Source organism: Pararhodobacter zhoushanensis (assembly GCF_025949695.1).
In the GTDB taxonomy this organism is placed as follows: Bacteria; Pseudomonadota; Alphaproteobacteria; order Rhodobacterales; family Rhodobacteraceae; genus Pararhodobacter; species Pararhodobacter zhoushanensis_A.
Genome location: NZ_JAPDFL010000001.1, coordinates 4015350 through 4042279, shown reverse-complemented (window position 1 = coordinate 4042279; position 26930 = coordinate 4015350). Strand labels below are relative to the sequence as shown.

Annotated in this window: 28 protein-coding genes; 17 read left to right on the top strand and 11 right to left on the bottom strand. The window is 65.4% G+C overall.

Features of this window, described 5'->3' with window-relative positions:
- The first annotated feature begins 39 nt into the window (after positions 1-39).
- The 3 genes from OKW52_RS20105 to OKW52_RS20095 are packed head-to-tail and all read left to right on the top strand — an operon-like array spanning position 40 to position 2050.
- Entirely contained in the window at positions 40-858 is an 819-nt protein-coding gene (locus tag OKW52_RS20105; RefSeq protein ID WP_264507280.1) for an alpha/beta fold hydrolase, read from the top strand.
- Positions 855-1802: a threonine ammonia-lyase gene (locus tag OKW52_RS20100; RefSeq protein WP_264507279.1), complete on the top strand. Its 948-nt coding sequence runs from the start codon at positions 855-857 to the stop codon at positions 1800-1802. Before OKW52_RS20105 ends, OKW52_RS20100 begins: the two co-directional genes overlap by 4 nt.
- Positions 1799-2050, top strand: a complete 252-nt coding sequence (locus tag OKW52_RS20095) for a DUF167 domain-containing protein (protein ID WP_264507278.1) — start codon at positions 1799-1801, stop codon at positions 2048-2050. Before OKW52_RS20100 ends, OKW52_RS20095 begins: the two co-directional genes overlap by 4 nt.
- Here the strand turns inward: OKW52_RS20095 and OKW52_RS20090 are convergent.
- The 3 genes from OKW52_RS20090 to metG all read right to left on the bottom strand — a co-directional run bounded on the left by OKW52_RS20090 (position 2038) and on the right by metG (position 5217).
- Positions 2038-2289, bottom strand: coding sequence for a hypothetical protein (locus OKW52_RS20090; RefSeq protein WP_127105445.1), 252 nt, complete (start codon positions 2287-2289; stop codon positions 2038-2040). The genes OKW52_RS20095 and OKW52_RS20090 overlap by 13 nt on opposite strands.
- Before the next feature lie 148 nt (positions 2290-2437).
- Positions 2438-3307: a hypothetical protein gene (locus OKW52_RS20085; RefSeq protein ID WP_264507277.1), complete on the bottom strand. Its 870-nt coding sequence runs from the start codon at positions 3305-3307 to the stop codon at positions 2438-2440.
- A gap of 179 nt (positions 3308-3486) precedes the next feature.
- A complete protein-coding gene (gene metG, locus OKW52_RS20080) occupies positions 3487-5217 on the bottom strand; it encodes a methionine--tRNA ligase (protein ID WP_264507276.1) in 1731 nt (576 codons plus the stop codon).
- Between the two features lie 206 nt (positions 5218-5423).
- Here metG and OKW52_RS20075 point away from each other — a divergent pair, with 206 nt between their 5' ends.
- Together OKW52_RS20075 and OKW52_RS20070 are read left to right on the top strand one after the other, a co-directional pair.
- Positions 5424-7190, top strand: a complete 1767-nt coding sequence (locus OKW52_RS20075; RefSeq protein ID WP_264507275.1) for a hypothetical protein — start codon at positions 5424-5426, stop codon at positions 7188-7190.
- Positions 7191-7265: 75 nt separating this feature from the next.
- Positions 7266-8579: a trypsin-like serine peptidase gene (locus OKW52_RS20070; RefSeq protein WP_264507274.1), complete on the top strand. Its 1314-nt coding sequence runs from the start codon at positions 7266-7268 to the stop codon at positions 8577-8579.
- Between the two features lie 221 nt (positions 8580-8800).
- Here the strand turns inward: OKW52_RS20070 and OKW52_RS20065 are convergent, their stop codons facing one another.
- A complete protein-coding gene (locus tag OKW52_RS20065) occupies positions 8801-9106 on the bottom strand; it encodes a hypothetical protein (protein WP_264507273.1) in 306 nt (101 codons plus the stop codon).
- Positions 9106-9450, bottom strand: a complete 345-nt coding sequence (locus tag OKW52_RS20060) for a DUF883 family protein (protein ID WP_127105451.1) — start codon at positions 9448-9450, stop codon at positions 9106-9108. Before OKW52_RS20060 ends, OKW52_RS20065 begins: the two co-directional genes overlap by 1 nt.
- Positions 9451-9617: 167 nt before the next feature.
- Here OKW52_RS20060 and OKW52_RS20055 point away from each other — a divergent pair, with 167 nt between their 5' ends.
- Entirely contained in the window at positions 9618-9791 is a 174-nt protein-coding gene (locus OKW52_RS20055; RefSeq protein WP_127105452.1) for a DUF1328 domain-containing protein, read from the top strand.
- Positions 9792-9913: 122 nt separating this feature from the next.
- Complete coding sequence (locus OKW52_RS20050; protein WP_264507272.1) at positions 9914-10411, top strand: Dps family protein; 498 nt, start codon at positions 9914-9916, stop codon at positions 10409-10411.
- A gap of 169 nt (positions 10412-10580) precedes the next feature.
- On the opposite strand, the gene OKW52_RS20045 is transcribed toward OKW52_RS20050, so the two are convergent.
- Complete coding sequence (locus OKW52_RS20045) at positions 10581-11393, bottom strand: response regulator (RefSeq protein WP_127105453.1); 813 nt, start codon at positions 11391-11393, stop codon at positions 10581-10583.
- A 112-nt stretch (positions 11394-11505) separates the two neighbouring features.
- Here OKW52_RS20045 and OKW52_RS20040 point away from each other — a divergent pair, with 112 nt between their 5' ends.
- Genes OKW52_RS20040 through OKW52_RS20030 form a run of 3 tightly spaced genes read left to right on the top strand, consistent with a single transcriptional unit; the run spans position 11506 to position 13989 of the window.
- On the top strand, positions 11506-11664 hold the full coding sequence (locus tag OKW52_RS20040) for a NepR family anti-sigma factor (RefSeq protein WP_264507271.1): 159 nt from the start codon (positions 11506-11508) through the stop codon (positions 11662-11664).
- Positions 11654-12229 carry an RNA polymerase sigma factor gene (locus OKW52_RS20035; protein WP_127105455.1) on the top strand — a complete coding sequence of 192 codons (576 nt, stop codon included), beginning with the start codon at positions 11654-11656 and terminating at the stop codon, positions 12227-12229. Before OKW52_RS20040 ends, OKW52_RS20035 begins: the two co-directional genes overlap by 11 nt.
- A gap of 59 nt (positions 12230-12288) precedes the next feature.
- Positions 12289-13989: a sensor histidine kinase gene (locus tag OKW52_RS20030; RefSeq protein WP_264507270.1), complete on the top strand. Its 1701-nt coding sequence runs from the start codon at positions 12289-12291 to the stop codon at positions 13987-13989.
- Positions 13990-14046: 57 nt separating this feature from the next.
- Here OKW52_RS20030 and OKW52_RS20025 read toward each other — a convergent pair whose 3' ends face one another.
- The 3 genes from OKW52_RS20025 to OKW52_RS20015 form a co-directional block, all read right to left on the bottom strand.
- Positions 14047-15066, bottom strand: a complete 1020-nt coding sequence (locus tag OKW52_RS20025; protein WP_264507269.1) for an AI-2E family transporter — start codon at positions 15064-15066, stop codon at positions 14047-14049.
- An 85-nt stretch (positions 15067-15151) separates the two neighbouring features.
- On the bottom strand, positions 15152-15664 hold the full coding sequence (locus OKW52_RS20020) for a PRC-barrel domain-containing protein (RefSeq protein WP_264507268.1): 513 nt from the start codon (positions 15662-15664) through the stop codon (positions 15152-15154).
- Positions 15665-15885: 221 nt separating this feature from the next.
- The gene (locus OKW52_RS20015) at positions 15886-16542 is read right to left on the bottom strand and encodes a DUF1236 domain-containing protein (protein WP_264507267.1); all 657 of its coding nucleotides are present in this window, start codon (positions 16540-16542) and stop codon (positions 15886-15888) included.
- A gap of 212 nt (positions 16543-16754) precedes the next feature.
- On the opposite strand from OKW52_RS20015, the gene OKW52_RS20010 reads away from it, so the two are divergent.
- The 5 genes from OKW52_RS20010 (at position 16755) to glmM (ending at position 23698) form a co-directional block, all read left to right on the top strand.
- Positions 16755-19322 carry a pyruvate, phosphate dikinase gene (locus OKW52_RS20010; protein ID WP_264507266.1) on the top strand — a complete coding sequence of 856 codons (2568 nt, stop codon included), beginning with the start codon at positions 16755-16757 and terminating at the stop codon, positions 19320-19322.
- A gap of 303 nt (positions 19323-19625) precedes the next feature.
- Entirely contained in the window at positions 19626-20273 is a 648-nt protein-coding gene (locus OKW52_RS20005; RefSeq protein ID WP_127105461.1) for a cell wall hydrolase, read from the top strand.
- Between the two features lie 135 nt (positions 20274-20408).
- A complete protein-coding gene (locus tag OKW52_RS20000; RefSeq protein ID WP_127105462.1) occupies positions 20409-21320 on the top strand; it encodes a dihydroneopterin aldolase in 912 nt (303 codons plus the stop codon).
- A gap of 48 nt (positions 21321-21368) precedes the next feature.
- On the top strand, positions 21369-22358 hold the full coding sequence (gene folP / locus OKW52_RS19995; RefSeq protein WP_264507265.1) for a dihydropteroate synthase: 990 nt from the start codon (positions 21369-21371) through the stop codon (positions 22356-22358).
- On the top strand, positions 22355-23698 hold the full coding sequence (gene glmM / locus OKW52_RS19990) for a phosphoglucosamine mutase (protein WP_264507264.1): 1344 nt from the start codon (positions 22355-22357) through the stop codon (positions 23696-23698). The genes folP and glmM overlap by 4 nt, the downstream gene beginning before the upstream one ends.
- Here the strand turns inward: glmM and OKW52_RS19985 are convergent.
- Together OKW52_RS19985 and OKW52_RS19980 are read right to left on the bottom strand one after the other, a co-directional pair.
- The gene (locus tag OKW52_RS19985; RefSeq protein ID WP_264507263.1) at positions 23695-23964 is read right to left on the bottom strand and encodes an EamA family transporter; all 270 of its coding nucleotides are present in this window, start codon (positions 23962-23964) and stop codon (positions 23695-23697) included. The genes glmM and OKW52_RS19985 overlap by 4 nt on opposite strands.
- Positions 23919-24620 (bottom strand): DMT family transporter, encoded by a 702-nt coding sequence (locus tag OKW52_RS19980; protein ID WP_264507262.1) that lies wholly within the window; start codon positions 24618-24620, stop codon positions 23919-23921. Before OKW52_RS19980 ends, OKW52_RS19985 begins: the two co-directional genes overlap by 46 nt.
- A gap of 106 nt (positions 24621-24726) precedes the next feature.
- Here OKW52_RS19980 and OKW52_RS19975 point away from each other — a divergent pair, with 106 nt between their 5' ends.
- Positions 24727-25626 carry a PaaX family transcriptional regulator C-terminal domain-containing protein gene (locus OKW52_RS19975; protein WP_264507261.1) on the top strand — a complete coding sequence of 300 codons (900 nt, stop codon included), beginning with the start codon at positions 24727-24729 and terminating at the stop codon, positions 25624-25626.
- A gap of 91 nt (positions 25627-25717) precedes the next feature.
- Positions 25718-26923 (top strand): 3-oxoadipyl-CoA thiolase, encoded by a 1206-nt coding sequence (pcaF, locus tag OKW52_RS19970; protein ID WP_264507260.1) that lies wholly within the window; start codon positions 25718-25720, stop codon positions 26921-26923.
- Positions 26924-26930: the final 7 nt, after the last annotated feature.

Below are 26930 nucleotides of genomic sequence, written 5' to 3'. Positions count from 1 at the left end.
TACCGCGTGGTCTAGTGCGTCAAAACGAGAGTTCGGCCCATGCCCCATTTCACCGCCGCCGATGGTGCGCGCCTCTATTTCACCGACGAGGGGCACGGCATTCCGCTGCTCTGCCTTGCCGGGCTGACGCGCAATTCCTCGGACTTTGATTACCTTGCCCCGCATCTTCCCCCTCTGCGCCTGATCCGCATGGATTATCGCGGGCGCGGTCAGTCGGACTGGACCGGGGCCGAGAGCTATACCATCGTGCAGGAGGGGGCCGATGCGCTGGCGCTGCTCGACCATCTGGGGATCGAGAGTGCGGCAATTCTGGGCACCTCGCGCGGCGGGCTGATCGGCATGTATCTGAGCGCCGTCGCCCCCGACCGGGTGCGCGGGCTGATCCTGAACGATGTCGGCCCGGTGATCGAACCGCTGGGGCTGGCGCGGATTGGCGACTATATCGGCCGCGCCCCCTCGGCGCGCAGCTATGCCGCGATGGCTGTGGCGCTGGAGCACATGATGGACGGGTTCGAGGTGCCGCCCAGCCGCTGGATGGAAGAGGCCAAGAAGCATTATATCCTGACCGATCAGGGCCTTGATCTGACCTATGACCCGGCGCTGCGCACCGCCTTCCTTGAGGCGATGAAAGCACCTGCCGCCGATGCCTGGCCGCTGTTTGACGCCTGCACGGCCAAGCCGCTGGCGCTGATCCGCGGGGCGAATTCGGATCTGCTGACGCAGGCGACGGCGGATGAGATGGCCGACCGCGCGCCCGCCATGATCTACGAGGAAGTGCCCGACCGCGCGCATATCCCCTTCCTTGACGAACCCGAGGCACTGCGCGCCATCCACCGTTTTCTGGGACTGCTGATATGAGCGATATCACGATGATCGACGCCGCTGCCGCGCGGCTGGCTGGCCACGCGCGACGCACGCCCCTGCTGACCTCGCCCTTTCTGGACGAGATCGCCGGGCGGCCGGTCTATGTGAAGGCCGAATGCCTGCAGCACACCGGCTCGTTCAAGTTTCGCGGCGCGTGGAATGCGGTCTCGGCGCTGAAACCGGCGGGGGTGCTGGCCTATTCGTCGGGCAACCACGCGCAGGGCGTGGCCTTGGCGGCGAAGCTGCACGGTATCCCGGCGGTGATTGTCATGCCCGCCGACTCGCCCGCGATCAAGCTGGCCAATACCCGCGCGCTGGGGGCCGAGGTGATCACCTATGACCGCGCCACCGTCGACCGCGACGCGCTGGGCGCAAAGATCGCGTCCGAACGGGGGCTGACGTTGATCAAGCCCTTCGACATGGCCGAGGTCATCGCGGGTCAGGGCACCACCGGGCTGGAGATCGCCGAACAGGCGGCCGAGGCAGGGGTGACGGTGGCCGAGGTGCTGGTCCCCTGCGGCGGCGGCGGGCTGACCTCGGGCATCGCGCTGGCGCTGGCGGCGCGGGCGCGCGGCATGGTGGTGCGACCCTGCGAGCCGGAGGGGTTCGACGATGTGGCGCGCTCGCAGGCGGCAGGCCAGCGGCTGCGCAACGAGCGGCTCTCGGGCTCGATCTGCGACGCGATCATCACGCCCGAGACCGGCGACCTGACCTGGCCCCTCTTGCGCGATCTGTGCGGTCCGGGGCTGGTGGTGAGCGAGGACGAGGCGCTCCGCGCCATGGCGCTGGCGCATGACCGGCTCAAGATCGTGCTGGAACCGGGCGGGGCGGTGGCGCTGGCAGCGGCCCTCTTCCGCCCCGGCACCGGGCCGGTGATCGCTGTCGCCTCGGGCGGGAACGTCGACCGCGCGATGATGGCCCGTGCGCTGGCGACATGAGCCTGCCGGACCTCTCGGCCCGCGCGCTTCCCGGCGCGCGGCTCAACGTCCGTGCGACCCCCAAAGCCCGACGCAACGCGGTTGAAGACGGCGATGTGCTCAAGATCTGGGTGACCGCCGCCCCTGAGGACGGCAAGGCCAATGACGCGATTCGTAAAATTTTAGCGAAATCGCTGGGCGTCGCGCCCACAAGGCTCACCCTGCTGCGCGGCCAGACGGCCCGCGACAAGCTGTTTCAGCTGGACTGAGGATTGCCCGTCGGCCGCAGCCGGTACACGCCCTCGGGCAGATCCAGCGCCGCGCTCAATTCCTTGAGCTGGTGCATCGACAGATGTACCGCGCTGACCTCGTCGGTGTCGGGATCGACCTGCAACAACGACACGCCCGCGTCGTGGCTTTCGATGATCACATCCTCATGCAAGGGGGTTTCCCCCTCGTCGATAAGGGTGATCACGGTGGCGTCAAATTCGTGCTCGATGGTGAACATGCCCCAAGCCTAGCGCAGCCATCCGCACGCGCAATCGAAATCGCGCCCCATCATCTGTCCTTAAATATCCACGGGAGGGGTCCGGGGGAGGGGGCGTGCCCCCTCCCCCGGGCGGGGGGTTCGGGGGCGGCAGCCCCCCGACGCTTCGTCAATCCGTCTCGGTGATCGCCGCCGTTCCCAGTGCGACCCGCGCCACCTCGGTCTCGCCGAACAGCAGCCGCGCCTCGGTCAGCCCTTCGGGCACCACCCAGATCACCGTGCGCTCGGCTGCATCGCCGATATCGGTGCCGTTGAACTGCGGATCGAGGATGCGGCGCATGAAGCGTTCGCCGATCATCCCCATCGTCGCACCGGACCCGTCGACCAGCCGGAAGTTATGCGTGTTCCAGGTAAAGCGGTCGCCGCCGTCCACCTGGTTCGAGGTCACGCCCGTCACCTCGATCTCGACCTCGGCCAGCACCATCCCGGCGGGGGCGGTTATGGTCGAGGTCATCATCTCATCCCCACGCCCATCCTCCAGCGCGACCGTGCGGAAGCGGCGCACGGCGGTGGGGCGGAAGCTGGCGAAGGACGCTGCGTCCTCTTCCATCCCCGGGCCAGGGATGCTGACCTGACCCTCAAAGCGCACATCGTCGCCGCCGATGCGCAATGTTGCGGTGTTCACGCCCTTGGGCACGCGGAACATGCCGTTCCAATAGACATCCTGATCCTCGTCCGGAAAGTTGCGCGGGCGGCGGGCGGACATCGTTCGCGATTGCAGGCTCAACTGGCCCCAGGTCGCATAGCTGCCCTGCGCCTCCAGCTCGGTCCCGTCGGGCAGCACCAGCAGGATGTCGCGGGTGTTGGCCTGCACGCGCTCGATGCTGTCGGACCACGGCCCGTCGAACACCGCGCGCACATCGACCAGCACATGCCCCGGAATGCGCACGGTTTCGACCAGACCGGCAGGGCGGTAAGGCCGTTCCTGCCAGTTGCTGGCCGATTCATACGCGCGTGCCGTGACGCTCAACGGTGTCAAGGCGACCTGCGCCAGACCCGGAAGGGCAAGCAATGCCAGCGCAGAGGAAAGGGCAAAAGCCCTGAATGGTTTAGATTTCATAACAAAAAATGACCCATGTAAAACCCCGCCCAAAATCAGCGGGCGGGGTCAGGGTCGTGTACAGGATGATCTCGCGTCAACCCGGCGGCGACAGCCGGTCAGCTACGCACCCCGGCAAAGCGGCTTTGCCAGTCTTCGCGCTGCTCGTCGGTGATCTTGGTGAACAGCACCTCGGGCGTGGTAAACGCGTGACCGGCGGGCAGCAACTGAAGGGCAGCGGCCACGTCATTCGGCCAGCGCCAGTCGTCGGACGCCATCGCGGTCATGGTGGATTGCGCCGCCTCGGGGATGAAGGGCTGCGAGAGCACGGCGTAAAGCCGGATCAGGTTCAGCGCCAGACGGATCTGGGCGGCCGCTAGGGCAGGGTCGGTCTTGAAGGTTGACCAGGGTGCTGCCTCTTGCAGATACTCGTTGCCCAGCACCCAGATCGCGCGCAATTCATTGGCCGATTTGCGCACTTCCATCGCTTCCATCAGCTGCTCGTAGCTGCGGATCTTCGCGGTCAGGTCGGCCACCAGCTGCGCTTCACGCGCGCCGGTTTCGCCGCCCTCGGGCACCACTTCGCCGAATTTCGAGCGGCAGAACTTGGTGACGCGGCTGACAAGGTTGCCCAGCACATCGGCCAGATCCTTGTTGGCCGAGGCCTGAAAATTCTCCCAGGTAAACTCGCTGTCGGACGATTCCGGCGCGTGGCTGAGCAGCCACCAGCGCCAGTAATCGGCGGGCAGCAGGCTGAGCGCCTGATCCATGAACACGCCGCGACCCTGCGACGTGCTGAACTGGCCACCGTCATAGTTCAGGTAGTTGAACGACTTGATGTAATCGACCAGCTTCCACGGCTCGGTGCCGTCGAAATTGGCACCCATCAGCGTGGCGGGGAAGCTGAGCGTGTGGAAGGGGACGTTGTCCTTGCCCATGAACTCGACATAGCGCACGTCGGCGGCACCCTTGTCCTCGCGCCACCAGCGCTCCCAGGCGTCATCGCCCAGCCCCTGCGCATGGGCCCATTCGGCGGTGGCGGCGATGTATTCGATGGGCGCGTCGAACCAGACGTAAAAGACCTTGCCCTCCATGCCCGGCCAGTCGTTCTGTCCGTCCTTGACCGCAATGCCCCAGTCCAGATCGCGGGTGATGCCCCGGTCCTGCAGCCCGTCGCCGTCATCAAGCCATTTCAGCGCGATCGAGGTGGTCAGGATCGGCCAGTCGGTCTTGGACTTGATCCAGTCGCGCAGGCTGTCACGCATCGACTTCTGACGCAGGAACAGGTGCTTGGTCTCGCGCACTTCCAGATCGGTCGAGCCCGAGATCGCCGAGCGCGGGTTGATCAGGTCGGTCGGATCCAGCTGCTTGGTGCAATTCTCGCACTGGTCGCCGCGCGCCCGGTCATAGCCGCAGTTGGGGCAGGTGCCCTCGATATAGCGGTCGGGAAGGAAGCGGCCATCGGCGTTGGAATAGACCTGCTTTTCGCTGACTTCGGAAATAAGGCCCGCCGCTTTCAGGCGCCCGGCCATATGCTGCGTCAGCTGGTGGTTTTCGGGGCTGGACGAGCGGCCATAATGGTCAAACGACAGCTTGAAACCATTCGCCAGTTCGGCCTGAACATCATGCATTTCGGCGCAATACTCGGCCACCGGCTTGCCCGCCTTGGCTGCGGCCAGCTCGGCCGGGGTGCCGTGTTCATCGGTTGCGCAGATGAACATGACCTCATGGCCCCGGGCCCGCATGTAGCGGGCATAGAGATCTGCGGGCAACTGGCTGCCAACCAGATTGCCCAAGTGCTTGATCCCATTGATATAAGGTAACGCAGAGGTGATAAGGATGCGCGCCATGTGGGGATGTCCCTGTCTTGCCGTATGCCGGATTTGCCCATCCTTACAGCAACGTGGCGCTTGCTTCCATCCCCAGTGCACCTTGCCGTGAGAAGACGGCAAGGTGATTGACGCCAGCCAAGCGCACAAGGCAAGCTTTCGTCGTTGGCATCTGCCGAAGCTAAAAAGGAATTGTAATGACGCGTATTCAACGGACCCGATTGTCAATGAGTACTGCCGCAGCGGCCTTGTTGCTGCCGATGACGGCGGGCGTGGCATTGGCGCAAAGCTCGGGATTCGCCATCGAGATCGGGCCGGGCACCGATCCCTATGCCAGCACCCGGATCGGTGCGCGTGTGTTCGGGACGGCCACCGACCCGGCCGCAAGCTTCGTGCGCGGCTGTCAGGGGGCGATGATCCCTGAAGCGTCGGGGGCGGCGTTCGAGGTCACGGACCGGATGGAAACGCTGGCCTTCACCGCTGCAGGCGACGGGCTGCGCAGTCTGGTGGTGGGTTCGCCGAACGGTCTGTATCAATGCGCACTGGCCGATGACGAGGGCTTTGTGAGCACGCAACTGGCCGGTGTCGCGCCGGGCCGCTACACCGTCTGGCTGGGCGGCGACGAAGGCAGCACGATTGACGCACGGCTCTTTGCGTCCGAACGCGCGGTGTCGGCCATGGAACTCTTCGGGCTGAATGTCGCCCGTCTGGGCGAGCCGCGCGCCGGTCGCTTCGTCTTCGCCGCCAGTGCCGAAACCGGCCGTCAGGATCTGGTGCAGGGCGGCGTTTTGTATGCCAACACCGAAATGCGCCCGCTCGCGCCCGAAAGCTGCTGGGGCTACAGTCAGTTCGATGCAGCCGATGCCGTGCTGACGCTGGATGCGGACGGCGACGACTTCAGCATCTTCGCGATCTCGGACCGTGATCTGGTGATGGCGGTGGTCGATCCCTCGGGTCAGGTGCATTGCAACGATGACGTGTTCGAGCTGAATCCCGGCGTCACGCTGACCGGTGCGGCAGGCGACTATCAGATCTTTGTCGGCGGCTATGGACAGGGCGGCGACGGCTCGACCTATGATCTGTTCGCCTCGGTCGGGGCGCCGGCGTTCTCGAATGTCATCGTCGATCTGGACGGTGAGCCGCGCGCGGGCACGATCAGCTTCGATCTGAGCGATGCGGGGCAGGGGCAATTGTTGGCGACGGGACCGGTCAACGCGTTTGATCCGGTCAATCTGTTGCCGATGAGCAGCGATTGCCGGGGATACACCGATCTGTCGGCCCCCGATCTGGTCATGACGCTGGATGCCGCCGAGCCGATGATCTCGCTCTACGCCCGCTCGGAGACGGATCTGGTCATGGCGGTGCGCGCACCGGACGGCAGCTGGTCGTGCAACGATGACAGTTTCGAGCTGAACCCGGGCCTGAGTTTCACCGATGCGCAACCGGGGGAGTATCTGGTCTATGTCGGCGCCTATATGCCCGACGTGACGGGCGAGTATAACCTCTACGCCTCGATGGGGTCGCCCAACTGGGCCGGTGCGGTTCCGGCCGGGGGCTCGATGGCGCCCGACAGCCTGAACGTGACCGCCGAACCAACCGTGGGCACGCTGTCCTTCGGGCCGGACACCCTGCTCGATCCGCGGATCATCTTCGATATCGAGGCCAGCACCACCGAGGCTTTTGGCATGGGAACCGGCTGTGCCGGGTTCCTCTCGCCCAGCCAGCCGGATCTGGTGGTCGATGCACAAAGCGGACTGCCGCAGCTGATGATCTACATGGTCGGCGATGTCGACAGCACGCTGGCCGTGGTCGGGCCGGACGGTCAGATCTATTGCAACGATGATTTCGAGCAACTGAACCCCGGCGTGATGATCCCCAACCCGCAGCCCGGGCCCTATGCCGTCTTTGCGGGCAGCTATGGCGGCGACGGCGGTCTGGCGACGCTGGGTGTCACCATTGCCTCGCCGCAATGGGTCATGGACCGCGAGCACTGAGCACGTTCCGCCCCCGGCTATTGTGCCGGGGGGCGACCAGAATATTTTGCCGATGCGTATTTCCGGGGGGACCCCATGCGTTTTTCCAATCTTTCTTTGACCCGTTTGGGTCTTGCCCTTGGCGTCAGCCTGATGATCGGGCTGCCGGGGGCGGCACTGGCGCAGGAAAACACCTGCCGCTGGGCGAATGACAACGAATGCGATGAAGCGCGCTATCAGGGGACCGGGGCCTGCGACAATGGCACCGACGCCAATGATTGCCGGGCCGAGGCCGCGGCGTGGCAGCGGCTGATGGACGCGGTGCCCTCGGCCGTGCGGGCCTCGCTGGGTACCGACAGCTGCCGCTGGGCCAATGACCGTGAATGCGACGATGTCAACTTTGGCGGCACCGGGGCGTGCTCGCCGGGCACCGACGCGTCCGATTGCCGGGCGCTGTCAATCGGCGGCGACGAGAGTTGCCGCTGGTCGCGTGACAACGAATGCGACGAGCCGGGGATCGGCACGGGCGCCTGCACCTCGGGCACCGATACATCGGATTGCGCGGCGGCGGCTTTCCTGCGCAACCGCACGAACAATTGCGAAACCGCGTTCAACGGTATCTGCGAAGAGCCGGGCAGCGGGCGCGGATCGTGCCGGGCCTATACCGACACCGCCGATTGCGTGGGCCGGGATCGGCCTGTGACCGGGCGCGACCATTACTTTGGCCATGACGACCGCGTGCTGGTCGATGTGACGCAAATGCCGTGGCGCGCGGTTGGGCTGCTGACGCTCGAGGATGGCTCGTGCACCGCAACGCTGATCGGTCCGCGCCTGATCGCGACGGCGGCGCATTGCCTGCAGGGCGAGAATGGCGCGATGGCCAAAGTGGTCAGCTTCCGCGCCGGGGCGCGCGGGGATGCCGAGCAAGGCCGCGCCGGTGTGATCAGCAGCGTGGTCGCGCCGGACTACTCGGACCAAAGCGCCCCGCCCAACGGGGGCAACGGCGACGACTGGGCGATCCTGACGCTGGACCGCGATCTGGGCACCGAAATCGGCTTTGTGCGGCCCTATGTGTTCGACAAGACCGACTTGTCGGCGATCAGCGCCGGGACGTTCATGGTGAGCCAGGCGGGCTATAGCTGGGATACCGGCGGGTATATGTCGGGGCATATGGAATGCCGGATCCTCACGGCCTATCGTGACGGCTCGATGATCCATACCTGCGACACCACCCGGGGCGACAGCGGGTCGCCGATCCTGCACCAGATCAACGGCGAGTGGCGGCTGATCGCGGTGGACAGCCAGTTCTTCGACGCGCAGCCGCCGTTCCCGCAGATGTCGTCGTCGCATCTTGCCGTCGACACCCGCGCTTTCGCGGACGTGCTGCGTCGCGCCGGTGCGCTGAACTGACCGATAAGGCAGGGGCGGCGCTCGCCCCCATCGAGGGGGCTCGCGCCGCTCGGGGGCGCTGCCCCCGCCGGGCCGTTCCGGCCCGCCCCCGGGATATTTCAGGCATAAAGTTGGACATGGTTAACGAAAGGTTAAGCCCAACTTTATGCTCTAAATATCCTCGGGGGTGAATTTGGCTTTAGCCAAAGAGGGGGCTGAAGGCCCCCCTTTCTGCTGGCCCGTCAGCGGCGGGACTTCAACGCCTGAGCGGAGCCATAGCCTTGCGCGAAGGCGGCGATTACCGCGGTCAGGGGGCTTGCCGGGGGCGGCGGCAGGCGACGGGGCCGGCGCATCAGCAGGGCCAGAGTCGCGCCGCCGATGATCAGCAGCGCACCGCCCATGGCCGCGGCGGTCCACATCGGGCCCCAGGCGAAGACCAGAGCGATCCAGACAGCGCGCAGCAGCAAAACCAGCCCCGCCCCGGTGAGGGCGAGGCCGAGGGCCCCGACGACCGCCGTTTTAGCGATGTGACGGGGATCAGGCAGCATCAGCGGCGCGTCGCCAGAGCGCCGACGAGAAAGCCCACCGCAGCGGCGCCGGCGACGGCACCTGCGGGGTGCTCCTTGAGCAGGTCTTCCGCGTTCCCTGCGACGGTTTCCGCCGTCGAGCGCAGGTTTTGCAACTGCTTTTCACCGGTTTCACGGACCGAGGCGGTCACCGAGCCTGCGGTGTCGCGCACCGAGGCCGCCGTGTCCGCCGCGCGCTGGCTCATCGAGCGTTCCTGCGCCGAAGCAAAGGCCCGCAATTCACTGGTCAGCGCGCCGAGGTCCGCTTTCAGAGTGTCGAATTCTTTCTTCAGGTCGGCAGTGCTAGGCTGGGTCGTTCTGGCCATGGTGGCCTCCTTTGAATGCGTTTCCACGTCTGGTGGTAAAACGCGTCAGCGCGCTTCGGGTTCCACGCCGCAGGCAGACTCTTTTTTCGGAACCAATTGTCGCAGGCCCCTGTTGATGTGGTGAAGGTCGGGCATTTTGCTCGCCACATTTTCAAAGGAGAACTGCCATGCTCGGTTGGGCCCTCACGTTCTTTGTCATCGCCATCATCGCTGCCGTCTTCGGGTTTGGCGGCATCGCCACCGCGTCGGCCGGGATCGCGAAAATCCTGTTCGTTATCTTCCTGGCGCTGTTCGTCATCGCCCTGATTGCCCGCGCCGTACGCGGTCAGCCGCCAGTCTGACGCGCCCGTCCAAGGCTCAGTCAGCCTGACGACCGTCCTGAAAGGCTGACCAATCAAGGGGCGGGCAGTGTGCTCGCCCCCTGCTTTTTCAGCGCCCTGAGACCAGTCTGAGGAGAAACACCATGAAAGATCTTCGCACCATCACGCCCGACGCCACCAAAGTGAACACGGGCGTCAAGAACCCCGAAAAAGTCGCGGAATCCCTGACACAACTGCTGTCGGGCACCTATGATCTGCTGATCCGCACGCATGAAGTGCATTGGAACATCGAAGGTCCGATGTTCTACTCTGTCCACATGCTGACCGAAGGACAATACGGCGAGCTGTTCAACGCGACCGACGTGCTGGCCGAGCGTATCCGTGCCCTTGGTCAACTGGCGCCGATCCAGCCCGGTGGGCTGGTGAATCCCGACGCGCCCAAAAAGGACGCGGCACCGGCGACGGCCGAAAAGATGGTCGAAATGCTCAAAGACCGGCACGAGGCGCTGGCGCGTCTGTCGCACGAGTTGGTCGAGATTGCCGAAAAGGCGAAGGATCCGGTGACGGCCGATCTGGCGACTGCCCGGTCGACGGTTCACGAAAAGGCCGCGTGGATGTTGCGGTCGATGATCGCACACTGACGGTCTGGTGCAGGCTCCGATCGATCCCTCGTACAACCGCTCGGGCTTGTAAAACTGCCCCGCGTCCAGACGGGCGCGGGGCGTTCTTTTCCGTCGCCTTCCGCGCTGTAACAAATAAGGGCGCCCCGAAGGGCGCCCTCATGCGATAAAATGGACTGCAAATGCCGGATCAGGCGCGCAGTGTTTCGGTCGATGCGAAGAACATCGCCTGGCTGACCGCCGAGCGAACCTGTTCTTCGGTATAGGGTTTGGTGATGACAAACGCAGGCTCGGGCCGGTCGCCGGTCAGCAGACGCTCGGGGAAGGCGGTGATGAAGATCACCGGCACATCGGCGGCGCTTTTGAGGATCTCGTTCACGGCCTCGATGCCCGACGAGCCGTCGGCCAACTGGATGTCCGACAGGATCAGATCCGGGCGTTCCTTGCCAAACAAGGCCGTTGCAGCTTTGTGGGTCGGCGCGACACCGGTGATCCGGTGGCCCATGTCGGCGACGATGGATTGCAGATCCAGCGCGATGATTGCCTCATCCTCGATAATCAGGACGCGGCCGGCGATGCTGTCTTCCATGTCGCGCAGGGCGATGCGGTACAGCTCGGTCACTTCGCTTTTCTCGACGCCCATGATCTCGGCGATCTCGTCTTCGGTGAATTCCTCGATGGTGCGCAGAAGCAGCACTTCACGGGTGTTGGGTGCCAGACGCGACAAATGGCGTTGGGCGCGCGCAGAGATACCGCTATCGGTGCTTTCGGTCAGGGCACCAGAGGTGGACCAGATCGCATGAAACGACTTGAACAGCGCAACCTTGTGCGAATGCCCTTCGTCGAACACCGAACGATCAGTCAGCAAAGCTTCAAGCGTGGCGGCTGCATAGCGGTCGCCGGTGGACTGGTTTCCACTGAGGGCACGCGCGTAACGGCGCAGGAACGGCAGCAGATCAGCGACGATGACAGAGAGGAACTGCTCCTTCTGGGAGGTCGGCATTTTTTATCAGTCCTTTCGCGAATTTTCTTGGAACCAAACGCGGCTCAGGACGTTCGGTTCCAAACGACGTACAACTTTTTTGCGCCACAGGCACGCATCCCGAGAAGGGCACATGGATCAAGAAACAAATCAACACGACATCGAGGACCAGATTTCAGAGAATCTTCGCCGGGCGTTCAAAGAGCGCGCGGATGAAAAGGTTCCGGATCGGTTCCTCGATCTTCTGCGTCAACTCCGTGATCAGGACGGAGAGCACATGAATGGCCAATGACACGCCACAGATCGATCCGAGAGACGATCTGGTCAATCACCTCGGACCGATGCGGGCCTTTGCGTTGTCCTTGACGCGCAACGGTGCCGAAGCTGACGATCTGGTACAAGAAGCGGTGATGAAAGCCTGGAAGAACATCGAAAGCTTCCAGGTTGGCACGAACATGCAGGCGTGGCTCTTCACCATCCTGCGCAACACGTTCTATTCGCTGCGCCGCAAACGCTCGCGCGAAGTGTCTGATCCCGACGGGATCGCCGCCTCGCAGCTGTCGGTCAAACCCGCGCATGATGGCCGGTTGCAGCTGGGTGAGTTCTTTGAGGCTTTTGCCAAATTGCCGGTCGAACAGCGCGAAGCGCTGGCGCTGGTCGGGGCATCGGGCTTTTCGTATGAAGAGGCGGCCGATATGTGCGGCGTTGCGGTCGGCACGATCAAGAGCCGTGCCAACCGGGGCCGTGCGCGGCTTGCCGAACTGATGCATACCGGCGAAGAGGGCTATGCCGACATGACGGACCGTGTCACAACGGCTATCGTCAATTCCGGTGCACAGGGGCGGCTGATCGCGTGACAAAGACATCCTGGTGGCCGTTCCGAGGCTTGGCGGCTCGGGTCGCCGGGACACTGGCAGTGGCGCTACTGCCGATCGGGGCGATTGCCGTGTTTCAGGCCGTCCAGATCGGGGCAGAAGAACAACGGCGCCTTGAAGCCGCCCTGCTGACGTCAACGGCTGAGGCGTCTGCCGGTGAGGCCTTGGCAATCGCGTCGGCTTCGGGGGCCGTGTCGACACTGGCGGCGCATATGGCCGCCGATGGCAGGACGGGCGACAGCTGCTCGGACATGTTCGAGACGCTGGTGCAATACACGCGACAGTTTTCCTTCGCGGGCTACACCGATCTTGACGGCATTTTGCAATGTGGCTCGGAAGGGGTCGGGCGCGATATGCGCGACGGCATCGTCTTTCCGATCATGGACGAACAACGCCGCCCGTTGGTTCTGGCCAGCGGCTATGGCTCGATCAGCGGCACATCGGTGATCGTGTCGGCAGCGCCCGTCTATCGCGGCACCGAATATCTGGGCTTCGTTACGGTCTCTGTGCCGCATTCGCGCATTTTCGGCATTCCCGGCAGCGCGGGCACCGACGGCGCGCTGAACATCGTCACCTTCAACGCCGACGGGGCTGTGCTGTCGGCGGATCGCGCGTTCGACCGGCTGGATAACACGCTGCCCGTGGGGCGCGCGCTCACCTCGCTGGTCAGTCCGCGCCAGTACGCGTTTTCCGGGCATTCGGTCGATGGCGAGGACCGCATGTTCGCTGTCGTTCCCATCATTCCCGGTGTGATCTACGCCCTTGGCAGCTGGCCGCGCGAGACCTTCGTCTGGTCGCGCCTGTCACCGGTGCTGTTCCCGGTGCTCATGCTGTGCGTCGGGCTTATCGTGGCCTTTGGCGCGGTGAATGCGCTGGTGATCCGGCACATCCGGCGGCTGAAGAACAATCTCAAGGTTTTCTCGGGCTCCCGGCGCATTGTGCCGCTGTCGAATGGCCGGGGTATGGCGCAAGAGCTGGCCGAGATTGACGAGGCCTGGACCGATCTGGCCAGCCAGCTGGTGCATGACGAGGCCGAGCTTGAGAACATGGTGCACGAAAAGAACGTGCTGCTCAAAGAGGTCCACCACCGGGTCAAGAACAACCTGCAGCTGATCGCCTCGATTGTGAACCTGAAGATCCGGCGCGCCCATTCGCCCGAAGCGCGGCGCACCCTGAAAGAGGTGCAGGGCCGGGTGATGAGCATCGCGTCGGTGCACCGGGCGCTCTATTCCAGCACGAACAACGCACAGGTCCGCGCCGATGAACTGCTGCGCTCGGTGATCGACTCGACCATCATGGCGGGCACGACCGAGGACTGGAGCGTCAACATCACCCAGACCTATGCGCCGGTGCTCTTGTATCCCGATCAGGCGGTGCCGCTGTTGTTGCTGGCCAGCGAGGCCGTGACCAACGCCTTGAAATATATTGGGCGTCTGGACGATGGCCGCGCCGAGCTGGACATCGCCCTGACCTCGTTGACCGAGGATGAAGCAATGCTGCGCGTCAACAACACGCGCGGCACGCCGTTCATCCCACCCGATCAGGTGGTGGGTTCCGGGCTGGGCCGCTCGCTGATCGCGGGCTTTGCCACGCAGATCGGTGGCACGGTCGAGACGCTGGTGGATGACAACTACTACGACTTTCGCCTGACGTTCGAGGCCGAGGCCTTCGATCCCTCAGAGCGCGAAACCATCGTCGAGGATGTCGATCTCGATCTCGACCGTGAGGGCGACAGCGATTGAACAAACACCGCGCAAGGCGTGCCCTGCGCGGTGTTTGGCTTTTGCGGTGATGATCCCTTACGAATAGCTTGGATCAGAGGCCAGCCGCTGCGAAGCGGCGCTCCACAGCGCCTGCGACCAGAGCACCAGCGGGATCGCGACGATGCCGCCGATCGGCCCCCACAGCCACAGCCAGATCGTCAGCGACAAGAACACCAGCAGCGGGTCCAGTTTCAGGCGCTGGCCGACAACCATCGGGGTGACGAATTGCGCCTCGATCAGGTTGATCGACAGATAGATCGCAGCGGGAACCACCACGGCGAACCCGTCAAAACTGACGGTCCCGGCCAGCAACAAGGCACCGGCCACCACCGCCGGGCCGAGATAGATCACGAAATTGGCCAGCGCCACGACCATGCCCCAGACCGGTGCACCGGGCAGGCCATAGGCAGTCAAGGCCAGCCCCACCGCCAGCCCCAGCCCGGCGTTGATCAGCGACACCGCGCCAAAGTAATGCGCAACGCGCGCTTCGGCGTTTTCGAAATCCGCGCGGGTGAACCCGGCGACTTCGGCCCAACCATACGCCCGGTCCTTGCCCAGCAGGAAAAAGAACAACCCGCCCAGAAACAGCAGCGCCTGCGCCATCACCTGCGGCGCCAGCCAGGCCGCATCGGCGAGAGAGGGCAGGTCGCTGCCATCGCCGCCGGACTCGGCACCGGCGCTGTCGGGGGCGATAGCCTCCATCACCTCGCGTTGCAGGTTGAACAACCCGGTCAGCTTGCTGCGCAGGTCCAGCCCCGCCGAGCGCAGCTCGCGCACCATTTGCGGCCAGTCGGCGATGATATCGGCCACCCAGGGCCGGAAGATCAGCATCAGCGCTGCAATCACCGACAGCGCCAGAAACAGCGTTGCCAGCGCAGCGGCGGCGGCGGGCGCGCCCATCCGGCGAAAGGCGTTCTGGGCAGGGGCCAGCACCAGCGCAGTGACGAAGGCCAGCACCAGCGGCGCGAGGACAACTTCGGCCTCTCGCAAGGCGGCGGCGACAAGCAGCAAGGCGATGATCGTCTCGGGCCAGCGTTGGCGCAGAAAGGCGGACATGGGGAACCTGTGCGGTGAGAGGAGGGGCGCTTATGAGAAAGCGGGGCCCAAGAAGGGCCCCGCTTTCTGTAGCATAGTTACCGGATTACATCTCGACTTCCGGCATGGCTTCCAGTTCTTCCTGCGTGTAGCTCACGGTCACGAAGTCCAGATCGCCATTGTCATCCATCGACGCGGTGGCCGAGGTGGCGTCAATCGCAATCGGCTTTTCACCGATGCCCAGGAAACCACCCACGTCGATCACCAGACGCTCTTCACCTTCGGTCTGCGACGCAGGCAGGACCGCGCTGATTTCGCCGACCAGTTCTTCGTTCTGGTCAAACACGCGGACGCCGACCAGCTCTTCAGCCGTCGCCAGCGTGGTGATCGACGGGGCCGCGTCCATCGGCGTGGTGGCGGTCGCGTTATCGTCGGTCATCAGCAGCGGCGAGGTCGCATCGTCGGTCGCCTGATCCGCCGGGAGCGTCGCTGCCGGGGCTTCGGGCTGGATGGTCACGTCGGTGTTGGTGTCGGCGTCCATGGTCTGGGCGTAAGCGGCGGTCGAACCGGCGGTCAGGCCAAGCATCATGGTGATAAGCAGAGCTTTGTTGGTACGCATAATCTCTCTCCATCATGTCGACGCGTTGCTGCGTCTTCTGGGTATACAACGCAGGGGTGGGGGGATGGTTCCTGATCGGGGCAGTTTTCTTTCGCGAATCGAAGGATAATTTTCGCGTAAAATCAACGTTATAAGCGGGATTTCGCGCAAAGAGAAGGCGCGGCTCACCTGAGGTGGGCCGCGCCGCTGGTCAGGTCCGAAGACCCGGCCGGGGGGAGCTGTTAGCGCACCACCTGCACGATGCGGCGGCTTTCGCGTTCCACAACGACCAGATCGCCGTTGACGTTCAGATAGGCCAGTTCAGAGGCCTGCGGCACGTCATACACCATGACGTCAGCCGGAACCGCCGCGCCAACCACCGGCTCACCGGTCAGGAACACGGGCTCCACCGGGTTCTCGGTGATGTAATAGGTGACCTCGGGGTCAACGGTCGCGTTGGCCGCGATGCCCGACACCATGCCGCCCACAACGGCACCCACCGGACCCGCGATCAGCGCCCCGGCAAGCGCGCCCGCACCGGCCATCACCGCCGTGGCCTCGTCGCGCTCACCGGTGTCTTCGATCACGGTGACAGTCTGCGCGGTCATCTCGGGCAGGGGTTTGGCCGTGCCTTCGTCATCGAACATCAGGTAAGGGGCATAGGCCCAGCCCTGTGCGTCGCCATTGTTGACCTCACACCAGTCCTGGGTGGACAGGCAGCCGGAAACCATGACGCTCTCGTCGCTCTGGATCACGTCGAGAATGTTATACTGCGGCCCCGGCCCGGCGCGCAGGTTCAGATCCGAAGTCGCCGACGCCGTCAGCGCTGCGGCCATACCGCCCGAGGCAGCAAGGGCCAGAATCGACGCAGCGGCGATGGTATAGGGTTTCTTGATCATAGGTCTCTCCATTCATTCTCCGCTCGGGCAGTCGCTGCCTGCGGTCACGGGGTGAAAACAGCGCCCCCCTCAGATCGGTTCCGGCACAAATTTTTCGCACGGCGGGGAACCGCCTGCTGCTTGCCTGCGCAAACCGGTAGCCCAAACGCGGTTTTCTGCGCTTGCACGGTAGCGGGATAAGCCTATTCTGCCCGGCAAATGGAGGGACGCTGATGGCGAACCGGAACCTCAACTTGCTGGATTATTCGGAAATTACCGGAGCGGCGCCGATTGCGCTGCGCACCCATGGCTGGCGGGCCAAATGCCTGCAGCGGCTGGTCCGGCTGGACATGCCGGTGCCCAAAACGGTCGCATTGTCGTTCGAGGCCGTGCGCGCCATTGCCGCCGGGTCGATGCCGGATCTCAGCGGGTTGGTCGGCCGGTTTGACGCGGGTCAGCTGTTGTCGGTGCGCCCGTCGGCCGAGAATACCGACTGGGGCGGCCCCGGTGCCGTGCTCAACATCGGCATGAACAACGCGCGCTATGCCGACATCACCGAAACCCACGGCGAGAAAGTCGCCACGGCGCTCTATCTGAGCTTTGTACAGGCCTACGCGCAGCACGTGGCGCGGCTGGACCCCGACATGTTCGCCGTCAGTGAGCCCAGCCCGCGGGCGCTGGAGGCCGCACTGGACGATTATGAGAAGGAAATGGAAGAGCCGTTTCCGCAAGATCCGAAGAAGCAGTTGGCCGAGGTTCTGCGCTCGATGGCCCGCGCGTGGGAAGGGACATCCGCCCGCTTGCTGCGTCAGGCCAAGGGCGCGTCGGCCGAGGCCGGGCTGGGGCTGGTGGTGCAGGCCATGGCCGGGGGCTACGGTGCGCCCGAAACCGGCGCCGGGGTCATCCAGTTCATCGAGCCGGTGACGGGCGCGCCGCAGATCACCGGGCGCTATGCCGAGCGGGGGCAGGGGCGCGAGGCGGTCTCGAACAACCCGCAAGCGATGTACCTGACCTGCGATCCGCGCGGCGCTTCGCTGGAAGAGCTGCACCCGGCGGCGTTCCAGAGTCTGGTGCGCCACGGGGCCGATTGCCGCGAGAAGCTGCGCGAAGAGATGCAGATCGAGTTCACGGTGGTGAACGGTGAGGTCTCGGTGCTGGATGCCGTCAAGGTGCAGCGCAACAGCCGCGCCGCCGTGCGTGTCGCCGTCTCGCTGGCCGAGGATGGCATCATCACCCGCAAGGAAGCGCTGATGCGGGTCACGCCGCGCGCGCTGTCCGAGCTGTTGCACCGTCAGGTCGATCCGCGCGGTCCGCGCGACGTGCTGGCGCGCGGTATTGCCGCCAGTCCGGGGGCCGCCACCGGGCGGCTGGTCTTCACCTCGACCGCCGCGCAGGCCAGTGCCTCACGCGGGGAACCCTGCATTCTGGTGCGCCGCGAAACCTCGCCCGAGGATATCCGCGGCATGCACGCCGCCGCCGGTGTTCTGACCGAACGTGGCGGGATGACCAGCCATGCCGCCGTGATCGGGCGGGGGCTGGGCGTGCCTTGCATCGTGGGCGCAACGGGGCTGCGCATTGATCTGAAGAACCGTCAGTTGCACACGGGCCGCCGCATTTTGTCCGAGGGCGATCTGATCACCATCGACGGCACCGCCGGGGAAATCCTGCCGGGCGAGGCCGATATGCTGGAACCGGCGCTGGACCAATGGTTCACCACGCTGCTCGACTGGGCGGACGCGCTGCGCGACATCGGCGTGCGCGCCAATGCCGACACCCCCGCCGACGCCCGCATCGCCCGTGGTTTCAAGGCCGAGGGGATCGGTCTGTGCCGCACCGAGCATATGTTCTTCGAGGATGATCGCCTGACGGTCATGCGCGAGATGATCTTTGCTGACACCGGCCCCGACCGGGCGGCGGCGTTGGCGCGGCTGTTGCCGATGCAGCGTTCGGATTTCATCGAGCTGTTCTCGATCATGGAGGGGCTGCCGGTCTGCATCCGCCTGTTCGATCCGCCGCTGCATGAATTCCTGCCCCATACCCGCGAGGGGATGAAACAACTGGCCGATGCGCTGGACAAGCCGCTCAGCGAAGTGGTGCGCCGGTCCGAGGAACTGGCCGAGTTCAACCCGATGCTGGGTCTGCGCGGCGTCCGGCTGGGCGTGACCCTGCCCGAGATCTACGAGATGCAGGCCCGCGCGATCTTCGAGGCGACGATCGCCATCGGGCGGCGGGGCGGCAAAGTCGTGCCCGAGATCATGATCCCGCTCGTTTCGGCCATGCGCGAGGTCGAGCTGGTCAAGGCCCGCATTGACGCCGTGGCCGCTGCCGTCCGGGTCGAGCGCGGCAACGGGTTCGAGTACCGGCTGGGCGTCATGGTCGAAACCCCGCGCGCCGCGCTGCGCGCCGGCGAGATCGCCCAGCACGCCGAGTTCATGTCCTTTGGCACGAACGACCTGACGCAGATGACCTATGGCCTGTCGCGCGACGATGCCGGGCGTTTCATGTCCTATTATGTGCAGGCCGGGGTCTTCCCCGAAGACCCGTTCCATGTGCTCGACACCGACGGTGTCGGAGAGCTTTTGCTGATCGCCGCCGAGCGTGGCCGCCGGTCCCGCAAAAGTCTGACATTGTCCATCTGCGGCGAGCATGGCGGCAGCCCCGAATCGATAGCCTTCTGCCGTGATGCGGGCTTTGACTATGTGTCCTGCTCGCCGTTCCGGGTGCCCGTCGCACGGCTCGCCGCAGCGCAGCTGACGATCAAGGGCGACGAAGCGTCGGATCAAATGCCAGACCTTCGATGACTGACGTCTGCGCTTGAATCTTAGCGATAATTTAACCTGTGACGGACCGATGACCCCGCACGCTGCGCCCGAGTCGCGGCGCTGCGGCAATCGGCTTGGGTACTGATCCGGGAAAACTGTTTCGATTTCTGGACTTGTGACGCGTTTTGCGCTATCCGATGTGACGGTGATACTGTGGCCGGGGGGGAATCCGGGCCACGATACTCCCCAAAACAACCAAAAGAGGCCGCCCTTTCCGGGCGGCACACCGGACGCCCTTGGCAAAGCCTTCGAGCTGCCTCTGGCTGACACAGGATGGACGGTATGGGACTCGTGAACCAATTGGCACCCCTCGGGGTCGCCCTTGCTGTCGCTTTGTCTGCGCAAAGCGCGGCGGCTGATTTGCCGCTGGAACAGTCACTGGCGCTGGCCTTCAGCGCCGAGCGCGAGGCGATGCGCGGCATGACCTCGTCGCTGGTCAGCCGGGCGACGACGCCGCTGGACGATCCGACGGCGATCCTGCGCTATGACGCCAGCTATCTGGTGACCATGCCGCAATCGAGCGACGAGACGGTGCAATGTCTGGCCGAAGCGATCTACCACGAAGCGCGCGGCGAAGACGTGTATGGCCAGTTCGCCGTGGCCGAGGTGATCCTGAACCGCGTCGATCTGCCGAACTACCCCGGCAGCGTCTGTGGCGTGGTTCATCAGAACGCCAGCCGCCTCAATGCTTGCCAGTTTTCCTATGCCTGCAATGGCCGCTCGCGCGCCATGACCGAACCGGGTGCGCGCCGACTGGCCAATGCCATCGCGCAGGTCATGCTCGGCGGTGCGCCGCGTGAACTGACCGACGGGGCCACGCATTTCCACACCAACGGGGTGCGGCCCCGCTGGGCGCTGAGCTTTCACCGCACCGCGCAATACGGATCGCATCTGTTTTACCGCGAGCCGGTACAGTTGACCAGCAACTGACCGCTATGCGCGCGCCGTGTGCCGATCGGAAACGCCCGGGGGTCGCCTCGGGCCTTTTTCTTGCCGGGTTCAGACTGGGCATCGCGGCCTGCGCAGAGTAAGTCCCTGACAGGTTCCCTTGACCGGAGGCTCGCCATGAGCACCGACATCCATCTGGCCTTTGCCCATCCCGAAGAGCGCGCCGAGGCGACCGCGTCGGCTGATCCGCGCGACCGCATCTCGGTGCGCGATTTTCTGGTCGAGGCCGAGATCGGCGCCTTCCAGACCGAGCGCGGCCATACCCAGCGGCTGATGTTCAATGTCGTGGTCGAGGTCCGGCCGCAGACGGGCCCGGTCGATGACGATGTGGACCGCATCCTGTCCTATGACCGCATCACCGAGTCGATCACCGATGAACTGGCGCTGGGCCGCCTGAACCTGCTCGAAACGCTGGCCGAGCATGTGGCCGAGCGCGTGCTGGCATCGCCGCAGGCGATGCGGGCCTTTGTGCGGGTGGAAAAGCTGGATCGCGGGCCGTTCAAGCTGGGGGTCGAGATCGTGCGCACCCGCGCCGCGCAACCCGTTGCCAGCCAGATCGAGGGCGCGGATCTTCACCCCATCGTGGTCTATTTCGACAATGCCGCCATCGCCGCCGCCGATTTCAGCGACCGGCTGGACCGGCTGGAGAAACGTGGCGCGCCGGTGGTGATCTGCGTCGGCTTGCCTGAAGCCACGGTGCCGCAGGTCGGCGTGACCGCCGTGCAGCGCCGTATCAACCTGCTGGCGGTCGAGCAGAACGCCTGGGCGCTGGCCGCGCGCGACCGCCGCTGTCTGGTGGTCGAAAGCCGGACCGAGATTGACTGGGCGATCCGGCAGGGCAACACCATCGTCTGGGCACCGTCCAAGCTGGTGCTCGATGCGCCCGACGGCCCGCTGAACCACGCCCACAACGGCCCCGCACTGGCGCAATGGCTGGCCGAGTCGCTGGCGGCGCAGGCGCTGCTCTTGCCGTGGGGCGTCAAGCTGTCGGCCGGAAGTCGCGTGCCGGTTGAAACATTTCCCGCCTGACATGCGGGATTCTTGCCAAGCGGACCGCGATCTGATTCACCAAGTGTCATGACAGCCTTCATCCCGTTCCGAGTAAGCCCGCGTACCGATATCCCGCGTCCCAAGAATGCGCTGCCGCTCGCCGGGAGTGCCCATGTGTGGTGGCGCGACGAAAGTGCCGCTCAAAACCCTGTCTGCCGCGCCCGGATCATGGCGCCGCGGGTTATTCTGCCCTCATTGCCCAGCGACCGCCCTCTGGTCATGGGGATCGTCAATGTGACGCCCGACAGTTTCAGCGACGGCGGCACGGCGGACACGCTGCACAGCGCGCTGGCGCGGACGCGGGCACTGGTGGATGCCGGGGCCGATATTCTGGACATCGGCGGCGAAAGTACGCGCCCCGGCGCTTCGGTGGTGCCGCTGGTCGATGAGATCGCCCGCACCGCCCCGGTGATCGCCGCCATCCGCGCCGCCGGTATCACAACGCCCATCTCGATCGATACACGCAAGGCCGCCGTGGCCGAAGCCGCGCTGCACGCCGGGGCGGACATCGTCAATGACGTGTCGGCACTGGGCTGGGATCCCGATCTGGCCCGTGTCACCGCCGAGGCTGGCGCGCCGATCTGTCTGATGCACGCGCAGGGCACGCCGCAGACCATGCAGAGCGATCCGCGCTATGGCGATGTGCTGCTTGAGGTTTACGACTATCTGGCCCGCCGCATGGATTACGCGGTGTCCAAAGGCATCCATCCCGAGCGTATCATCACCGACCCCGGCATCGGTTTTGGCAAGACAGTGCAGCATAATTTGACTCTATTGCAGGGCCTCGCCCTGCTGCACTCTCTGGGCGCGCCGATCCTGCTGGGAGCGTCGCGCAAGGGCTTCATTGGTGCCATTTCTGGCGTTCAGAAGGCCTCGGCGCGGATGCCCGGCTCGCTGGCTGTGGCATTGTCTGCGGCCGCGCAGGGGGCACAGATCATCCGTGTGCATGATGTCGCGGAGACGGTACAGGCGCTGGCGCTCTGGCGCGCGCTGACGACGGAAGAGGACGGGAAATGAGCCGGAAACTTTTTGGCACCGATGGCGTGCGCGGACAGGCCAATTCATGGCCGATGACCGCCGAGCTGGCGCTGAAACTGGGGGCCGCCGCCGGTCGCTATTTCCGTCAGGACGGCAAGAACGGCCACCGCGTGGTGATCGGCAAGGACACGCGCCTGTCGTGCTACATGCTCGAGAACGCGCTGACCGCCGGGCTGACCTCGACGGGCATGAATGTACTGCTGCTGGGGCCGGTGCCGACGCCGGCGGTGGGGTTCCTGACCCGCTCGATGCGGGCGGATCTGGGGATCATGATCTCGGCCAGCCACAACCCGGCCACCGATAACGGCATCAAGTTCTTTGGCCCCGACGGGTTCAAACTGTCGGACGAGGCGGAAGCCGAAATCGAAGCCATCCTTGCCGCCGAGGCGCAACTCGCCGCGCCGCTGGAAATCGGCCGGGCCCGCCGCATTGACGATGGTCTGGGCCGCTATGTCGAATACGCCAAGACCACGCTGCCCCGCGGCGCGCGGCTGGGCGGGCTCAAGGTGGTGATCGATTGCGCCAATGGCGCGGCCTACAAGGCTGCGCCCGAGGTGCTGTGGGAACTGGGGGCCGAGGTGATCCCGCTGGGCGTCACGCCCAATGGCACCAACATCAATCAGGGCGTCGGCTCGACCGCGCCCAAGACCGCTGCGGAAACCGTGGTCGCGCATGGCGCGGATCTGGGCATTTGTCTGGATGGCGATGCCGACCGGGTCATTCTGATCGACGAACACGGTCAGGTGGCCGATGGCGATCAGCTCATGGCGCTGCTGGCCGCGCGCTGGGGGGCCGACGGGCGGCTCAACGCGGGCACTCTGGTGGCGACGGTGATGTCGAACCTCGGGCTTGAGCGCTTCCTGCAAGGGCGGGGCTTGCATCTGGAACGCACCAATGTGGGCGACCGCTACGTGGTCGAGAGGATGCGCGCACAGGGGCTCAATCTGGGCGGCGAGCAGTCGGGGCATATCGTGATGACCGACTATGCCACCACCGGCGACGGTCTGATCGCCGGGCTGCAATTCCTGCTGGCGATGGCCGAAACCGGCCAACCGGCCAGCGCGCTGACCCGCCAGTTCGACCCGGTGCCGCAAAAGCTGCAGAACGTGCGCTACGCCGCGGGGCAGGTGCCGATGGAGGCCGCCTCGGTCCTTGCGGCCATTGCCGAGGCTGAAGCGCAGCTGGTTGGCCGTGGCCGTCTGCTGATCCGCAAATCGGGCACCGAGCCCTTGGTGCGGGTCATGGCCGAGTGCGAGGATCCCGGCCTGCTGGATACCATCGTCGCCGGGCTGGTCGCTGAAATCGAAGCCGCGCTCTAAACCGGCGCGCGGCGGCGGCGCCAGCTGACCCGGCTCACCGCCAGCCCGGTCAGGATCAGCCCCAGGGCCGCCAGAAACTGCGGCGGCAGGGGTTCGCTCAGGATCAGCACGCCGAACAGCACGGACCAGACCGGCACCTGATAGTTGGTCTGGGTCAGGAAGGTCGGCCCCGCCGAGCGGATCACATGCACCATGATCAGCGTCGCCAGTGCCGTGGGCATCAGCCCGAGATACACCAGCGCCAGCGTCGAGCGCAGCGGCGGCATCGGGGGCAAACCCCTTCAACCGCGAACGTCAGCGGAACCATGATCATCCCGGCCAGAATCAGCGCGGCTGTGGAAAACGCGATCGGGTCCACGCGCGGGCTGCGCCGGGTGATGATCGACCCGACCGAATAGCTGAGCGTCACGCCGATGCAGGCGATCCGGGCCACCTTGTCCAGCGTGTTGCTGCCCATATCCAGCGCGCCGACGCCGATCAGCACGACCACGCCGACCAGACCCAAGGCCACGCCCGCCATGCGCGACAGCGTCAGCCGCTCGCCGGGCAGGAACCCATGCGCCAGCACCAGCGTGAACAGCGGCACCAGCGCCATCGTTATGCCGACAAAGCTGGACTGCACATGCGTTTGTGCCCAGGCGATCAGCGTGAACGGCAGCGCGTTGGAAAACACCGCAAAACCCAGCGCATGCAGCCAGACCTTGCGCTCGGCCAGCGGTGGCAGGCGCAGCCCCATGGCCATGCTCAGCGCCCCAAGGGTCAGCGCGGCCAGCGCGATGCGGCCCGTGGCGATCCACAGCGGCTGCATCCCGTCCAGCGCGATGCGCACCGACAGGAAACTGCCACCCCAGATGATCCCGAGGGCAACGACTTCAAGCCAGTTCAAAAGACTGGGTTTGCTGGGGCTGGATATGTCGGTCATGGTGGTCCTCCGCGCATGACGTCCCACGGACGCTGAACATGTGCAAGAGCCTCCCCCTCGCCATGAGCGTGACAGCGTGTCAGGATAGCGCAGGATCGGAGGCAGCATGAGCAACAGCGACGGGTTCACGGGCAGGGTCGGGGCGCTGGTTCAGGCGATGCCGCTGCGTGCGGCCGGGTTCATCGTGACGCTTTATGGCGACGCGGTGGTGCCGCGCGGCGGTGAGATCTGGATCGGCACGATCATCGAGACCTGCGCGCTGGTCGGCATCTCGGAAACGCTGGTGCGCACGGCGGTGTCGCGGCTGGTCGCGGCGGGTCAGCTTGAGGGGTGGCGGCGCGGACGGCGCAGTTTCTACCGGCTGAGCGAGCGGCTGCAGGCCGAATCCGAGGCGGCCTCGCGCCTGATCTACGGCCCGCCCGAGCCGTGGCGCTGGCGTTTCGTGCACCTGCCCGAGACCGGCGCGGACAGTCTGATGGCGCTGCTGGAACGCGCGGGTTTTGCGCGCCTGCGCCCACATCTTGCCGTTGGCCCGGCGCGCGGCACGCTGCCCAAGGGCGTGCTGGTGTTTGACGCCGACCCTGTGGCAGGCGAGGCGCTGCTGGCTGACTTTGCGGCACAGGCGTGGGATCTGGCGCCGCACGCTGCCGCGTATCAGACGCTGCTGGCGCAGTTCGGCCCGCTGGACGGCGTGCCGCCCGATGACGGCGCGGCGGCGCTGACCGCGCGGCTGTTGCTGGTCCATGCCTGGCGTCACGCCCTGTTGCGCGACCCGCGCCTGCCCGATGCCGCCTTGCCCGCCGACTGGCCCGGCCACGCCGCGCGGGCCTTGTTCCACAGACTCTATGCCGCGCTGTCCCCGGTTGCCGATTCGCAGATCGGGACGCGGTTCGAGGGCGCGCAGGGGCCCTTGCCGGTCAGCACGCCGCACCTCAGCGCGCGGCTGGCAGTGGAGAATTCCGAGGCGGGCCAAGGGCGTTACCCGGCGGCGCAGAGGGTGGGATGACGTGTCACAGGATTTCTGAACATGATCGTTGATTTGTGACACGTCAAAGTCTATACAATGACCGAGCGGTCAGCGAATTTGGGAGGGGACGATGACTGAGGCCTTTATCTGCGACGCCGTGCGCACACCGATTGGTCGCTACGGCGGGGCGCTGTCCTCGGTACGCGCCGACGATCTGGCCGCCGCCCCGATCAAAGCCCTGATGTCCCGCAATACCTCTGTCGACTGGTCGCAGGTCGATGATGTGATCTATGGCTGCGCCAATCAGGCCGGTGAAGACAACCGCAACGTGGCGCGCATGGCCGTGCTGCTGGCGGGCCTGCCGGTCAGCGTGCCGGGCACCACGGTGAACCGGCTCTGCGGTTCGGGCATGGATGCCATCGGCATGGCGGCGCGGGCGATCCGGGCGGATGATGCCGACATGCTGATCGCAGGGGGCGTCGAAAGCATGAGCCGCGCGCCCTTCGTGATGCCGAAAGCCGACAGCGCCTTTTCGCGCGCCAACGCGGTCTATGACACCACCATCGGCTGGCGCTTTATCAACCCGGCGATGAAAGCGGCGTTCGGCGTGGATTCCATGCCGCAGACCGCCGACAATGTCGCCGCCGACTGGGGCATCGACCGCGCCGATCAGGACGCCTTCGCGCTGCGCAGTCAGGAACGCTGGGCCGCGGCCCATGCTGCCGGGCTGTTCGCGGATGAGATCGCCGCTGTCCTGATCCCCCAGCGCAAGGGAGATCCCAAGATCGTCGACACCGACGAACACCCGCGTCCCGACGTGACGGCGGCGCAACTGGCCAAGCTGCGCGGCGTTAACGGTGCCGAGCTGAGCGTGACGGCGGGCAATGCCTCGGGCGTGAACGACGGGGCGGCGGCGGTGGTCGTGGCCTCGGAAGCCAGCGCCAAGGCCAACGGCCTGACCCCGCGCGCCCGTGTCGTCGGCATGGCTGCCGCCGGGGTCGAGCCGCGCGTAATGGGCGTCGGTCCGGTGCCTGCGGTGCGCAAACTGCTGGCGCGGACGGGGCTGAGCCTTGAGCAGATGGATGTGATCGAACTCAACGAAGCTTTCGCTGCGCAGGGCCTTGCCGTGCTGCGCGACCTCGGACTTGCGGGCGATGATCCGCGCGTGAACCCCTTGGGCGGGGCCATCGCGCTGGGGCATCCGCTGGGCATGTCCGGTGCCCGGCTGGTCGGCACGGCGATGTGGCAATTGCAACGCTCGGGCGGGCGCTATGCGCTGTGCACCATGTGCGTTGGCGTCGGTCAGGGCATCGCCCTGATCCTTGAACGGGTCTGAACAGGAG

Bases quoted from the DNA above. Each gene is read 5' to 3' on its own strand.
- OKW52_RS20105 (WP_264507280.1), top strand. From the start codon at position 40: ATGCCCCATTTCACCGCCGCCGATGGTGCGCGCCTCTATTTCACCGAC.
- OKW52_RS20100 (WP_264507279.1), top strand. From the start codon at position 855: ATGAGCGATATCACGATGATCGACGCCGCTGCCGCGCGGCTGGCTGGC.
- OKW52_RS20095 (WP_264507278.1), top strand. From the start codon at position 1,799: ATGAGCCTGCCGGACCTCTCGGCCCGCGCGCTTCCCGGCGCGCGGCTC.
- OKW52_RS20090 (WP_127105445.1), bottom strand. From the start codon at position 2,289: ATGTTCACCATCGAGCACGAATTTGACGCCACCGTGATCACCCTTATC.
- metG (WP_264507276.1), bottom strand. From the start codon at position 5,217: ATGGCGCGCATCCTTATCACCTCTGCGTTACCTTATATCAATGGGATC.
- OKW52_RS20075 (WP_264507275.1), top strand. From the start codon at position 5,424: ATGAGTACTGCCGCAGCGGCCTTGTTGCTGCCGATGACGGCGGGCGTG.
- OKW52_RS20070 (WP_264507274.1), top strand. From the start codon at position 7,266: ATGCGTTTTTCCAATCTTTCTTTGACCCGTTTGGGTCTTGCCCTTGGC.
- OKW52_RS20065 (WP_264507273.1), bottom strand. From the start codon at position 9,106: ATGCTGCCTGATCCCCGTCACATCGCTAAAACGGCGGTCGTCGGGGCC.
- OKW52_RS20060 (WP_127105451.1), bottom strand. From the start codon at position 9,450: ATGGCCAGAACGACCCAGCCTAGCACTGCCGACCTGAAGAAAGAATTC.
- OKW52_RS20055 (WP_127105452.1), top strand. From the start codon at position 9,618: ATGCTCGGTTGGGCCCTCACGTTCTTTGTCATCGCCATCATCGCTGCC.
- OKW52_RS20050 (WP_264507272.1), top strand. From the start codon at position 9,914: ATGAAAGATCTTCGCACCATCACGCCCGACGCCACCAAAGTGAACACG.
- OKW52_RS20045 (WP_127105453.1), bottom strand. From the start codon at position 11,393: ATGCCGACCTCCCAGAAGGAGCAGTTCCTCTCTGTCATCGTCGCTGAT.
- OKW52_RS20040 (WP_264507271.1), top strand. From the start codon at position 11,506: ATGGATCAAGAAACAAATCAACACGACATCGAGGACCAGATTTCAGAG.
- OKW52_RS20035 (WP_127105455.1), top strand. From the start codon at position 11,654: ATGGCCAATGACACGCCACAGATCGATCCGAGAGACGATCTGGTCAAT.
- OKW52_RS20025 (WP_264507269.1), bottom strand. From the start codon at position 15,066: ATGTCCGCCTTTCTGCGCCAACGCTGGCCCGAGACGATCATCGCCTTG.
- OKW52_RS20020 (WP_264507268.1), bottom strand. From the start codon at position 15,664: ATGCGTACCAACAAAGCTCTGCTTATCACCATGATGCTTGGCCTGACC.
- OKW52_RS20015 (WP_264507267.1), bottom strand. From the start codon at position 16,542: ATGATCAAGAAACCCTATACCATCGCCGCTGCGTCGATTCTGGCCCTT.
- OKW52_RS20010 (WP_264507266.1), top strand. From the start codon at position 16,755: ATGGCGAACCGGAACCTCAACTTGCTGGATTATTCGGAAATTACCGGA.
- OKW52_RS20005 (WP_127105461.1), top strand. From the start codon at position 19,626: ATGGGACTCGTGAACCAATTGGCACCCCTCGGGGTCGCCCTTGCTGTC.
- OKW52_RS20000 (WP_127105462.1), top strand. From the start codon at position 20,409: ATGAGCACCGACATCCATCTGGCCTTTGCCCATCCCGAAGAGCGCGCC.
- folP (WP_264507265.1), top strand. From the start codon at position 21,369: ATGACAGCCTTCATCCCGTTCCGAGTAAGCCCGCGTACCGATATCCCG.
- glmM (WP_264507264.1), top strand. From the start codon at position 22,355: ATGAGCCGGAAACTTTTTGGCACCGATGGCGTGCGCGGACAGGCCAAT.
- OKW52_RS19985 (WP_264507263.1), bottom strand. From the start codon at position 23,964: ATGCCGCCGCTGCGCTCGACGCTGGCGCTGGTGTATCTCGGGCTGATG.
- OKW52_RS19980 (WP_264507262.1), bottom strand. From the start codon at position 24,620: ATGACCGACATATCCAGCCCCAGCAAACCCAGTCTTTTGAACTGGCTT.
- OKW52_RS19975 (WP_264507261.1), top strand. From the start codon at position 24,727: ATGAGCAACAGCGACGGGTTCACGGGCAGGGTCGGGGCGCTGGTTCAG.
- pcaF (WP_264507260.1), top strand. From the start codon at position 25,718: ATGACTGAGGCCTTTATCTGCGACGCCGTGCGCACACCGATTGGTCGC.